Source organism: Pseudomonas sp. P5_A12, assembly GCF_056400685.1.
The window spans coordinates 39,766-52,650 of sequence record NZ_JBFUKU010000001.1 but is presented as its reverse complement, the minus strand read 5'-3'; the positions used below and the strand labels follow the sequence as shown (position 1 = coordinate 52,650).

General features: G+C 58.0%; 10 protein-coding genes. 7 read left to right on the top strand and 3 right to left on the bottom strand.

The window, feature by feature from the left end:
* Positions 1-11 precede the first annotated feature (11 nt).
* Entirely contained in the window at positions 12-899 is an 888-nt protein-coding gene (locus AC1DSG_RS00190; RefSeq protein ID WP_477789070.1) for a DMT family transporter, read from the bottom strand.
* 97 nt (positions 900-996) lie between these two features.
* Here AC1DSG_RS00190 and AC1DSG_RS00185 point away from each other — a divergent pair, with 97 nt between their 5' ends.
* The 3 genes from AC1DSG_RS00185 (at position 997) to AC1DSG_RS00175 (ending at position 3,393) form a co-directional block, all read left to right on the top strand.
* Positions 997-1,788 (top strand): AraC family transcriptional regulator, encoded by a 792-nt coding sequence (locus tag AC1DSG_RS00185; RefSeq protein WP_477789069.1) that lies wholly within the window; start codon positions 997-999, stop codon positions 1,786-1,788.
* A 64-nt stretch (positions 1,789-1,852) separates the two neighbouring features.
* Positions 1,853-2,158 carry a PsiF family protein gene (locus AC1DSG_RS00180; protein WP_477789068.1) on the top strand — a complete coding sequence of 102 codons (306 nt, stop codon included), beginning with the start codon at positions 1,853-1,855 and terminating at the stop codon, positions 2,156-2,158.
* Positions 2,159-2,379: 221 nt separating this feature from the next.
* Positions 2,380-3,393, top strand: a complete 1,014-nt coding sequence (locus AC1DSG_RS00175; RefSeq protein WP_477789067.1) for an AI-2E family transporter — start codon at positions 2,380-2,382, stop codon at positions 3,391-3,393.
* 110 nt (positions 3,394-3,503) lie between these two features.
* Here the strand turns inward: AC1DSG_RS00175 and AC1DSG_RS00170 are convergent, their stop codons facing one another.
* Positions 3,504-4,769, bottom strand: a complete 1,266-nt coding sequence (locus tag AC1DSG_RS00170; protein WP_477789066.1) for an Hsp70 family protein — start codon at positions 4,767-4,769, stop codon at positions 3,504-3,506.
* 293 nt (positions 4,770-5,062) lie between these two features.
* On the opposite strand from AC1DSG_RS00170, the gene AC1DSG_RS00165 reads away from it, so the two are divergent.
* Both AC1DSG_RS00165 and AC1DSG_RS00160 read left to right on the top strand, forming a co-directional pair.
* On the top strand, positions 5,063-6,010 hold the full coding sequence (locus AC1DSG_RS00165; RefSeq protein WP_477789065.1) for a DnaJ C-terminal domain-containing protein: 948 nt from the start codon (positions 5,063-5,065) through the stop codon (positions 6,008-6,010).
* A 23-nt stretch (positions 6,011-6,033) separates the two neighbouring features.
* A complete protein-coding gene (locus tag AC1DSG_RS00160; protein WP_477789064.1) occupies positions 6,034-6,339 on the top strand; it encodes a chaperone modulator CbpM in 306 nt (101 codons plus the stop codon).
* 143 nt (positions 6,340-6,482) lie between these two features.
* On the opposite strand, the gene AC1DSG_RS00155 is transcribed toward AC1DSG_RS00160, so the two are convergent.
* Positions 6,483-7,610, bottom strand: coding sequence for a sensor histidine kinase (locus AC1DSG_RS00155; RefSeq protein ID WP_477789063.1), 1,128 nt, complete (start codon positions 7,608-7,610; stop codon positions 6,483-6,485).
* Between AC1DSG_RS00155 and AC1DSG_RS00150 the strand changes: the two genes are divergently transcribed.
* Positions 7,609-7,785 (top strand): hypothetical protein, encoded by a 177-nt coding sequence (locus AC1DSG_RS00150; protein WP_477789062.1) that lies wholly within the window; start codon positions 7,609-7,611, stop codon positions 7,783-7,785. The genes AC1DSG_RS00155 and AC1DSG_RS00150 overlap by 2 nt on opposite strands.
* A gap of 65 nt (positions 7,786-7,850) precedes the next feature.
* Positions 7,851-12,806, top strand: coding sequence for an NEL-type E3 ubiquitin ligase domain-containing protein (locus tag AC1DSG_RS00145; protein ID WP_477789061.1), 4,956 nt, complete (start codon positions 7,851-7,853; stop codon positions 12,804-12,806).
* The last annotated feature ends 79 nt before the right edge of the window (positions 12,807-12,885 follow it).

Here is a 12,885-nt window from a genome sequence, read left to right as displayed (position 1 = left end):
AAGGCGTCAGTTCAGGCAATACGGACCTTACGACCGATCACCGTCGTCCAACGCCCCGAAAGCACCACCCCACCCAACGTCAACACACCGCCCACCAGGTGATACATCGCCAGCTGCTCATGCAGCACCACCGACGCAATCAGCGCGGTAATCAACGGCAGTAAGTTGAAAAACAGCGTGGTCCGACTCGGCCCCAAACGCACCACCGCCTGCATCCACGCCAGTGGCGCCAGCATCGAAGCCAGCAGACAGGCGTAAAGCACCAGCGGAATGTTGTGCAGGGTCGGGCCGATCTTGGGCGAGGCGACAAACAGCGGAAACAGCACCACCACCGCCACCAACACCTGCAAATACAACAACACCAACGGCGGCAATCGCAGCTGCCATTTTTTCAGCAGCGTGCTGTAAATCGCATAGGCCAGGGTGGCGACCAGCATCATCGCGTCGCCCATGTTCACGCCGTGTTCAAGTAACGCGCCGAGGCTGCCGGACGACACCACAACCAACACACCGGTAAACGACAGCAGCGCGCCGGCCAATGCGCCAGCGGTCAGGCGTTGGCCGAGGCTGACAATCGCCATGGCCAGCGACATCAACGGCATCAGCGACAGGATAATTCCCATGTTGGTGGCTGAAGTCAGTGCCGCAGCGAAGTAGGCGAGGCTTTGGTAGACCGCCATGCCCAACACGCCAAGGACAAAAATCTTGCCCAGGTTCGGGCGAATCTGCGGCCAATGCGCGATCACCGGTTTGAGCATGAACGGCGTGAACAGCATCCCGGCCAGCAGCCAGCGGTAGAAACCGATCTCGGCGGGGAAGATGGCCCCGGCTGACATTTTGGTGATCACGGTGTTGCCAGCCCAGATGAAAATGGCCAGCAGGGGATAAGCGTATTGCATCAGAAAAAACCAGAACGTTAATGAGGGGCAATTATCCCCTTGTCTGGATGCAAGCCTATACTTCGATCCAGACAACCTGCCCCGGATGACGGACAGCATGAACAGTAAACACATCGACCTGCTGGACTTCGCCGAGCTGCCGGCCCCGGTCTATTTCCGCTACGCCGATTTCAACACTCACGAGTACGCCTCGGCTCACCGTCACCCTTGGGGCACGCTCGAGTATTCGGCCAACGGCGTGTTGCACATGGAAATCGGCAACAGCCGTTTCATGTCGCCGCCGCAATACGCGGTGTGGGTGCCGCCCGAGACCGAGCACAGCTTCTATAGCAACCAGCCGATCAACTACCGTGCGGTTTGCCTGGCGCCGTCGCTGTGCCGCGAGTTGCCGCAACAGGCCTGCACGCTCGCGATCAGCGATATTCTCAAAGCGATTCTCAAGGACTTTGCGGCGCGAGATTTGAAGATTCCCGAGCATGAGGCGGACATTCGTTTAGGTCAGGTATTAGTGGATCAGCTGCAACTGGCGCCGGTGCATGAATGCTATTTACCCTATGCCAGCAGTCCGGGACTGTTGGGGATACTGGAAGCGTTGCAGGCCGAGCCCGGAGACAACCGGCCCTTGGCCGATTGGGCTGCGCAGGTCCACGTTAGCGAACGCACCCTGGCACGGCAGTTTATTCGCGAACTGGGCATGAGTTTTGGTGAGTGGCGGCAACGGCTGCGATTTCTCGCGGCGATTGAGGCGCTGGACCATCGCAGCATTCAGGACATTGCCTTCGACATGGGTTACAGCACAGGTTCGGCTTTTATCGCAATGTTTCAACGCCAGGCTGGATGTACACCGGAGCAGTACCGACGCAGTCACCTCGAGGGCAGGAAGGTGTGACAAGGGTTGTCTACACTCCAGAACGAGGCTGTGCCCATCGGTACGGCAACAAGGAGAAAACTCCATGACGATGTTGCGTGTCCCTTTGTTGATGATCGGCTTGCTGCTCTGCTCCCAAGGCTTTGCGGCCACACCTCAGCAGGAAAAGATGACTATCTGCAACGCCGATGCGACGGCCAAAAGCCTCAAAGGTGATGAACGCAAAATGTTCATGAGTAACTGCCTGAAAACCGAGGCGGCCGTCCCTGACATCAAAACCCTGACCCCTCAGCAACAGAAGATGAAAACCTGCAATGCCGATGCCACCACCAAATCGCTCAAAGGTGATGAGCGCAAGGCGTTCATGAGTGATTGCCTGAGGAACAAATAAGTGTGGGGGTTGTGAGGGCCTCATCGCGAGCAATCTCGCTCCTACAATGGATCTCAGTTCGCAGGACCCGTGTGGGAGCGAGCCTGCTCGCGAAGGCGTCAGTCGGGGCACTGCAAAAAATCGCCCGAGCCCCGACCAAAGTCGATCTACACAATTCCTAGTGCTGCCACCGGAACGCTGGCAGACTGCCAATCCTTTTACGCTGTTCGTTTTGAGGCTGTATGCCAACGTTTTCTCAACGCCACGTTTTGCTGCTGATCAGTTGGTTCATCATTTTTGGTGGTTTGCTGCTGGTGATCCCACTGCGCTTGTTGCCCAGCCTGCTGGCCGGTCTGCTGGTGTTCGAGCTGGTCAATATGCTCACGCCACAATTGCAGCGGCTGATCGAAGGTCGGCGTGCGCGCTGGCTGGCGGTGGCGTTGCTCGGGACCTTGGTGGTGAGCGTGCTGGCGCTGATCTTTGCTGGCGCCTTCAGTTTCCTGCTGCACGAAGCGGAAAACCCCGGCGCTTCCCTCGATAAATTCATGGGCGTGGTCGACCGGGCGCGCGGGCAATTGCCGCCATTCATCGACGCCTATCTGCCCGCCAGTGCCGGTGAATTCCGCGTGGCCATCGGCGAATGGATCAGCAAGCACTTGAGCGACTTGCAGCTGGTCGGCAAGGATGCGGCGCATATGTTTGTGACGCTGCTGATCGGTATGGTGCTGGGGGCGATCATTGCCTTGCAGCGCGCGCCGGACGTGACCAAGCGCAAGCCTCTGGCGGCCGCGCTGTTCGACCGCTTGCACCTGTTGGTGCAGGCCTTCCGTAATATCGTGTTTGCGCAGATCAAGATTTCGCTGCTGAACACCTTCTTCACCGGGATTTTCCTGGCGGTGGTCCTGMCGATGTTCGGTATCAAGCTGCCGCTGACCAAAACCCTGATTGTGCTGACCTTCCTGCTCGGCCTGTTGCCAGTGATCGGCAACCTGATGTCGAACACCCTGATCACCATTGTTGGCTTGTCGCTGTCGATCTGGGTCGCGATGGCGGCTCTGGGTTATCTGATTTTTATCCACAAGCTCGAATACTTCCTCAACGCGCGCATTGTCGGCGGGCAGATCAGTGCCAAGTCGTGGGAGTTGCTGCTGGCAATGCTGGTGTTCGAAGCCGCGTTCGGCCTGCCGGGGGTGGTGGCCGGGCCGATTTACTACGCGTATCTGAAGAGTGAGCTGAAGCAGGTGGGGATGGTTTGACGGCAGCTGCAAGTTTCAAGCTTCAAGCTGCAAGTTAAAGCCAGTGGCGAACACCGCACTTGCTCTTACTTGAAGCTTGCAGCTTGCAGCTTGCAGCTTGCAGCTGCTTTTCAGCCATAACGCTTGGCCGCTTCAATCGCCAACCCGCTACCAATGCTGCCAAAGATGTTCCCTTCCACATGCCGCGCATTCGGCAGCATCGCCGAAACACTGTTGCGCAACGCTGGAATCCCGCTCGAACCGCCGGTGAAGAACACCGTGTCCACCTGATCGACCCGCACATCGGCATCGTTGAGCATCTGGGTCACGCTGTTGCGCACGCGCTCCAGCAGCGCTTCGATGGCCGATTCAAACAGTGCGCGGGTCAGTTCAACACTCAGCCCCGGCTCAATGCGGTCCAGCGGCACATGGCGACTGTCGGCGTGGGTCAACTGGATCTTGGTTTCTTCCACTTCCATGGCCAGCCAATGGCCCGCGCGCTGGTCGATCAGCTTGAACAGGCGATCGATGCCGCCCGTGTCTTCGATGTCGTAACGCATGCTGCCCAAGGCCAGGGTCGACTTTTGCGAGTACACCGAGTTGATGGTGTGCCAGGTCGCCAGGTTCATGTGGTGGCTGGTCGGCATGTAGGCGCCGCTCTTCATGCGGCTGCCGTAGCCAAACAGCGGCATCAGGCCTTGCAGGCTCAGTTGCTTGTCGAAATCGGTCCCGCCGATGTGCACGCCGCCGGTGGCGAGGATGTCGTCGTGACGGTTGTCGTGGTTGCGGCGTTCAGGGGACAGTCGCACCAGCGAGAAGTCGGACGTACCACCGCCGATGTCGACGATCAGCACCAGCTCTTCCTTTTCGATGGTCGACTCATAGTCGAATGCCGCCGCAATCGGTTCGTACTGGAACGAGACATCCTTGAAGCCAATGGCGCGGGCCACGTCTACCAAGGTGTTTTCGGCTTCCTGGTCGGCCATTTCATCGTCATCGACGAAAAACACCGGACGGCCCAGCACCACTTCTTCGAACTCCCGACCGGCGGCTGTTTCGGCGCGCTTCTTCAGCTGGCCGATAAACAGCCCGAGCAGGTCCTTGAACGGCATCGCCGTGCCGAGAACGCTGGTGTCGTGCTTGATCAGCTTGGAACCCAGCAGGCTCTTGAGCGAGCGCATCAACCGGCCTTCGTAGCCTTCCAGATACTCATGCAGCGCCAGCCGGCCGTACACCGGGCGGCGTTCTTCCATATTGAAGAAGACCACCGAGGGCAGGGTGATCTTATCGTCCTCCAGCGCGATCAGCGTTTCCATGCCGGGGCGCAGCCAGCCGACGGTGGAGTTGGACGTGCCAAAGTCGATACCACAGGCACGGGCTGGAGATGCGTTTTTCATGTCTTTCGAGTTCCGGTTAAAAAACGGCCGCGCAGTGTATGTCAGTGCGACGAATATTCGAAGGCCGACTATCCGCTATTTCGCAGTCATTAGCGCTTGAAACACTCAGCTTTGCCCCAAACTTGCTGGCATGGGCCTGGTAGCCAACCGGCGGTCGCAAGAACCGTCGTCCGCTGCCGATAAACTTCTGATGCGCTGCCCGGTCACAAAATTGAGATCGGTCAATCCAAATGCTGCAAACAAGAGCATGCTGTGCCTGGCGGCGCGATTTGATAACGGATGGTGATCCTTAGATGGACTTCAAAGACTATTACAAGATTCTCGGTGTGGAGCCGACTGCTGACGATAAGGCGATCAAAGCCGCCTATCGCAAGCTGGCGCGCAAATACCACCCCGATGTCAGCAAGGAAAAGGACGCCGAGGCCAAGTTCAAAGATGCCTCGGAAGCCTATGAGGCGCTGAAAAGCGCCGACAAGCGCGCCGAATATGACGACTTGCGCAAATACGGCCAGCACGGCCAACCGTTCCAGGGCCCGCCAGGGTGGCAAGGACGTGGCGCAGGCGGTTTTGGTGGTGGTCAGGATACGGGCGATTTCTCGGACTTTTTCAGTTCGATCTTCGGCAACCGTGGCCCTGGTTTCAATGGTGGACAGTCGCGTAGCAGCACCGGACGGCGAGGGCAAGACGTGGAAATGGAGCTCGGGATTTTTCTGGAAGAAACCCTCTCGAACGAATCGAAGAAGGTCACCTTCCAGGTGCCGCAGTACAACGCTGCCGGCCAGCACGTCAGCAACACCAGCAAGAGCCTGAACGTGAAAATCCCGGCCGGCGTGACTGACGGCGAGCGCATCCGCCTCAAAGGCCAAGGGGCTCCCGGTGTCGGTGGCGGTGCCAATGGCGACCTGTTCCTGACGATCCGTTTTGCGCCGCACCCCAAATTCGATGTCGAAGGCGAGAACCTGATCATTACTTTGCCGCTGGCTCCGTGGGAGTTGGCGTTGGGGGCTGAAGTGGCGGTGCCTACACTGACCGGCAAGATCAACCTCAAGGTGCCGGCCGGTAGCCAGAATGGCCAGCGCATGCGCGCCAAGGGCCACGGCCTGCTGAACAAGGCGGGCGAGCGTGGTTACCTGTTTGTGCAGCTCAAGGCGGTCATGCCTAAAACCTCGAACGATGAGCTCAAGGCGTTGTGGCAGCAGCTGGCGGAAAAAGCCGCGTTTAACCCGAGAGAAAACTTCTGATCCAAGAGACGGAGTAGCCCATCATGAGCAACCCCCTGATCGTTCACCTGGACCTGGCAGAATTCTGTGAGGCGACCGACTTGTCCGACGTCTACGTGATCGAAATCGTCGAACACGGCATCCTCGAACCTCAGGGCAATCAGCCCAAGGATTGGCGTTTCAACGATTATGAGCTGGCGCTGGCCAAGCGCGCCGCCAAGCTGCGGCGCGACCTGGAACTGGAATGGGAAGGCGTCGCCCTGGCGCTGGACCTGCTTGAAGAGGTCCAGCAACTGCGGGCCGAGAACCGGATGCTCAAACAGAGGTTGGGGCGGTTGGTGGTTGAGTAGGTGTTCTGGTGATTCTCTAGTGCCTGTCAGTCCGCTTTCGCGAGCAGGCTCGCTCCCACATTTAGACCACATTCATCCAGCAGGAATACGGTCGAAGGTGGGAGCGAGCCTGCTCGCGAAGAACGATAACTCGGTATCCCTGCTTACCCGTTCCTGGGCAACACCACCGTAAACAGCGTCCCGTCGGTCTCGCTGGAGCTGACCTCTATCGTCCCGCCATGCGCATTCACCACTTCCTTGACGATAAACAACCCCAAACCAAGGCTGGTCGTTGGCTGGCCGAGCTCCTCGTCGGCACTGCGCACCAACGGGTCGAAGATTGTGCCGATAGTTTCTTCGGGAATCGGAACGCCAAAATTGTGCACCGTCAGGCGAACCGTATCCGGCTCCCCAGTGACGGTGACGGTGACATCCCGTTTGTTCAAACCGTGCTGCAACGCATTGCCAATCAGGTTCTGTAGCAGCTGATCAAGTCGCCCGGCATCCCAGACACCTCGGGTATCGCCCACGACGCTTACCATTGGATCGCACTCCGGGTTACCGGCGCAGGCGACGGCAATCGCGGCATGGGCTGCATCTGCCAGGTCCATGGGCGCCGGTTCGATGGGCAGGCTCTTGCCCAAGCGACTGCGCACCAGCTCCAGCAAATCGCTGACCATCACCGCCATGTGTCGAGCGCCACGCTTTATGTTGTTCGCGCAGGCCAGCGCATCGCCTTCAAGCGCAGCTTTGCGCAGCAACAACTCGGTGGACATGCTCACCGCCTGCAGCGGGGCCCGCAGGTCATGGCCGAGGATTGCCAGAAAGATGTCCCGTGAGTGATTGACCTGTTCGGCATAGGCCGCGGTGGATTCGGCAAGGGCTTCGTCGATCGCTTCATTGAAACGGATCATGTCCTGGAAATAGGTCAGGTCCGGTGATTCCAGGCTGTTGACCCACAATCGGATCACACAAGCGCGAAGATGACGGAATTCCGAGGTCATCTGTACCAGATCAAATCCCACGGTATGCCGCAGTTCACCATGGCTGGCGCCGGCTTCGTTCAGGCTCGGGGTTTTCTCCGGTCCTTCACCCTTGGCCTTGGCGCTCTGTTCACTGGCGGTTTGCGCCGTGGTCATGTCCCGCGCGGCCGCCAGCAGAATCGCCTTGGCGTGATCACGCAAGGCCACACGATCCATATTTTCAGCCGCCGGCGTGATGGTTTTTGCGAACTGCTCCCATTCATCGACGATACGGTCCACATGTTGCCTGATGAATTCGGATAAGCGCATGGCGGGTTTCCTGGCAGAAGGTCTGGGCAGCTTAGTCTTTTTACCGGCGGCCCAATACTACCGTTCACGCGCAGACTCAGAAGGCGAATCCGTCAGGGTGGTAATTAATTATTTTTCAGGTTTTAAAGTTGAATGTGAGTGGCTGTTTTCAAGCGGTTTGTCAGCAGTTTTTTAATCTTTTGTTTTTTTCGTCGTTGCATAAGCTGGGTGCTCTAGTCGTTGCATAGGGATTTTTGCGAAATGGAAGCGTCATCAGAAGGAACTGTATTGGAAACATCGCTGGCGGTGCCCGATGAGGGTGAAAACATTTATCTGGACTACCTCACACAAAAAGTCTCGGCGTTTATAAAGACCGTGCCGGCTGACAGGCTTGAATCATTCGTCAAGCAAAGACCGGCCATTCCCGAGTGGTATTGCCGTGCGCGCGCCATGGATCGCCAGTACTTGAAAAGGCTTATCGAGGAACGCTGGCAATTGCAGGGCCCTTTGGAAAAGACATTCAATGATCTGCAACAGGACATCAAAGCGTTTGCGCAACCGTTACTTGTTCAAGCCCTGAAAGATCAGCTGGATCTTGAACTGGACGTTAATACAACGTTAGTGCGGCTTTATGTTCCCGCCACACTGACATTTGGCATTGATACCCACGCCAGTCGAATCAGGCAATACACGCTGCTGGAAGCGGCTCTGCACAACTTCGAAGAAGCGGAAACACAGAGCGGCGCCTTTCGCGATGGCTCCGGTATTTTCATCAAGGACGCCGAAGGGGAAATGCAGCGCCAGGCCTTAACGGTCGAGCGATTTGCTTCCCTGTGCCGGACGCTGGACATCGGCGCCCAGTATCAAAAACACATCACTGCATTGCTCAAGCCAGAAAGCGTTGATGCCAGAACTACGCTTGAACGGCATGCCACCGCCTGCGAAATAGCGGCTTTCAACGAATCAGCACTCATTGCGTATTTGAAAAACGACATTTCTTTTTACTCCTACAGCAAGTTGCAGGACGTGCGGGATCGTAAAAGCGACATCATGTCGGGCGGTCGGCCCCTGCTGTGTCATCGCTTGTCACTCATGGGCTTCAAACTGACTGGCATTGTATTGTTCAGCACAGTGGCAGACACATCGCTGGTGAAAAGGACCTATGACCGTCTGATTCCGGCGCACCAGCAATTGCTGATGGAATGGTCTCAGCGTCTGTCGATATTTCCGGGCCAGGAGTTTGAACAGTTCAAGCTGCTCAAGGCGTTTTTCGCCAACGGCCCCAGCGGCATGATTGATGAGATGCTCCGTCAGAATGATATCCATCAACAAAGTCGTCTGGACGGCCCATTGATCGCCTATGTGCCGGACGACCCTGAACACCCGATCAAGGAATATGCATCGTTCGCTGATTTTATGAAGGTGCTGATCAGCCAATTGCGTACACCGGCCTATCAACAGTTTTTCAGTCGGTTCGTGGCGCAAAAAGACAAGGGCCGTTTTTTCTCGCGGGTCAACGAGCGCCTTACCACCTTTACCTGGCATCAACGCGAGCCTCTGGACATGGGCCCGTGGTGGAGGGAAACCGCCACGGAAAACCCCGATGCGGAGCCAATCACTAACCCCGTCACGGGCGATATCTGGCGTCATCTATCAAGCTGGCGCAGAGAAAAAGCCATCGCCGACGCGCGTCATATTGCGGTGCCCACCAATGATGAAGATGCCGCCACTCGCTGGGCGCGGTTGACCAGTTACTTGAGTCTCGGCTGGAACCTGTTCAATTTTGGAGCCCTGCTGGTGCCCGGGCTGGGCGAAGCCATGTTGGGCATCATGGTCGGGCAAATGCTGCTCGAAACCATGGAGGGTATTGAAGACTGGAGTAAAGGGGACCGGGAGGAAGCATCGGGCCTGCTGGTCGGGGTCATGATCAATGCGGCCCAGCTCGCAATCATGATGGCCGGGCACGTTTTGCCTACACGCATCCCGACTTCGGTCAAGGCCTCGCCTTTTGTCGGCCGCTTGAAAATGGTCGAACTCGCTGATGGTTCGACCCGCCTCTGGCAGCCGAATCTGAAACCCTATGCGCACACCCTCTCCCTGCCCAAGGATTCGTTGCCGAAYGCACGAGGTCTTTATCAGCATGACGGGCGGGACTTTTTACCGCTGGAGGACAAGCATTTCGAGGTCGCTGTCGATCCGCAGACCGACCAGCCGCGGCTCCGGCACCCGAACCGGCCGACGGCCTATCAACCCAAGCTTGAGCATAACGGTGTCGGTGCCTGGCACACCGAACTCGACCGCCCCATCGAATGGGACAAGACCACCCTCATGCGGCGTCTGGGGCCGATGGTCGATGGGTTTGATGCGGCGACGCTGGAACACATCCGTATTGCCAGTGGTGTCGAAGAAAACCAGCTGCGCAGGTTGCAGGTGATCAACGCAGCGCCACCGGCATTGCTGGTCGACACGATCAGGCGTTTCCAGGCATGGGCTGAAACCGAGAAACAGAAAGGCCCGTTAACCTATCTGCAACGCAAGACTCGTTTCGATGCGCTCTACAACGTGCATCAGGTTTCAGACAATGCCGGCGTGCGGGTGATACAGGACACCTTTTCGCACTGTCCAGCCAACCTTGCCGAAGCATTGCTGGCCGCCGCGGGGCCTGAAGACCTACGCGTGGTTGCCGAGCAAAAACGCCTTCCCTTGAGGCTTAAGGAACAGGTGCGTGCAGCCTTGCTGGAGGTGCGCACAACGCGTGCCTATGAAGGGCTTTTCGTTGAGTTTCTTCACACCGCGGATACTGAAAGACTGGCGTTGCACACGCTGGAAACATTGCCGAACTGGCCCCGCGATGTGCGCATCGAAATCCGTGAGCATTCATTCTCCGGCCCGCTGCGAGACAGCATTGGCCCGCAGGGCGCACCCGTGCACAAGGTGCTGGTCAGCGATGATGGTGCCTATGAAGCTCGGGACGCCGCCGATCGGCATTTGCATGGCGCTGACAATCTGTTTACTTCGGTGCTGCATGCGCTACCCGACGCGCAACGTAATGCGCTGGGTTATGAGATCAATCAAGGGGACGCACTCAGGCAGGCGGTGCAAAAGACACCGTTGGCGCGGGACAGATTGCAGCCGATGCTGGCCGACAACCCGTTCCGCAAGCCGGTCTACGATCCCCATACGATGAAGCTGCGCGGCGGCATGCCTGGCGGTGCCCAGGGCATTCCACAACTGTCAGGACGACTGACCCCGCAAGAGCGGGTCAGGAGTGTGCGTCCCGGCTGGACGGAGACCGAAGCCCGGGCCTATCTGGACGGCGACGGTCGTGAAGGCAGCCCGGAACAGCGAGCCAGCGAGCTTGAGATGCAGTTCAATCGACTCAATGCCAACTTTCAGCGCTGGCTGAACACGCCCACCGAGGCGTTCAGGTACAGCGCGGCCGGAAGGGCCGAATGGCAGTCAAGAAACGCGTTGTATAAGGCGATCAGGCAATGCTGGCAGCAAACCGGGCCAAGGGATGTGGACCCCTTCGGCAATGTGCACGGAATAACCCTGGATCTGAGGGATATGCCACTGGCAAGGCATTTGAGGACGATGCCTCCACTGGAGGGTTACTTCGGGCATGTCACCCACCTGAATCTGCTGAACACCGGGTTGGCCGATGCTCAGGTGTCGTTGCTCGATCACTTCCCCAGGCTCCGCAGCCTGAACCTCAATGGCAACCCGCTTACACGTTTTCCTCGCGCGGTGGGCCGGATGCGCGGGCTGACGGAGCTGAACATGCGTGGCAATCGAGTGGTGCTGGATGCGCAGTCGGTGGCCGCTCTGGGCGGGCTGGTCCGGCTGGAAAGCCTGGACCTGATGGGCAACCCTTTGGGGCGCGTCCCCGATATTGGCCGGATGCCCATGCTGCACACGCTGCTGCTGACTGACACGGGCATTTCCACCTGGCCCGACGGATTGTTTTCACTGCCCAGGTTCCGGCATTTCTATCTGGATCTTCAACTGAACCGCATCCTCGACATTCCTGCGGTCAGGCGTGGCACCGCCGAGGCGGAAATGTTGGCGCGCACGGTGTTGAGTCGTAACCCGCAATGGTTGCCGGAGGCGAATCTGCAAACGCTGCGCGATTACATTCAATCCGTCGGCATGGATCCGGACCGACCTTATCCGCCCCGTGGCATACGCGACAGCCTCGATTGGGAGCAAGGGCTGACCCGACCCGAGTGGGTAGCCCGTCAGGAGCTCTGGAATGAGGTTGAGGACGAGTTCGGTTCGGTGCCGTTTTTCAACGAGATCCGCAAGCTGACCGAGTCCTATCACTTCAAACACGACATCGCCTTTCGCACGGACATGACCGCTAAAGTCTGGCGCATGCTCGACGCAATGGCCAAGCACAGCGAGCTGCGAGAAAAGCTGTTCACGATGGCCACGGCGCCTACGGCGTGCGTCGATGGCGGTGCTCAACTGTTCAATGCCATGGGTATGGAGGTGCTGATTCAGGAAGCCTATGACCTGGCGAGTCCGAATCTGGTTGAAGCGGATCTGGTGCAGCTGGCCCAAGGCAAATCCCGTCTGGATGAGCTGAGCAGAATCGCGCACAAGGTCATTGGTGAGCGTGTAAACCGGGGCGAGCAGTTCCGGCGCGTCAATGCTACTGGGGAGGTCACAGRCACCATTGATGAAGTCGAGGTGCATCTGGCCTACATGACGGACCTGGCCGACCGCCTGGAACTGCCTTGGCAGTCTCGACACATGCAGTTCAGAAAAATCGCCGCGGTCACGCCAGCGATGATCGAGGATGCGTACCAGCGTGTGCTCGATCTGGAGGCCGGGGATCTGCTGTGCGACGCGATCAGCGAACAACCCTTCTGGTCATCCTACATTCAGGGCTCCAATCGTCGAGCTTTCAAAGCCATCAGGCGCCGTATCGATGCGACCACCGATTTTTACATGGTCCTTGAAAAGCGGGCGACCGAGTCGCTTTCCTTGCAGGAAAAAGCGCAACTAAAAGAAGAGATCAGGGTACTCGCCGCCGAGCTTGGCAAGCCGGAGAGCGAATTCGCCCCGGGACAAGTCATGACCGCCCAAGTGTATGAACGCGAAATGAGCCGGCTCAATGCCGAGAAGCTGACACTACAAAAGACACTGACCCGACAAGCGATGGATCGGGCAAAACTGCTACGGGTCGAAACGCCCTTCACCGTCATAACCTGAACTGGCACAGACGTCGGTTGCGGCACGAAAATCGACGATTTCGTGCCAGCCTATTAACTCGTACATAAGGATATGTACC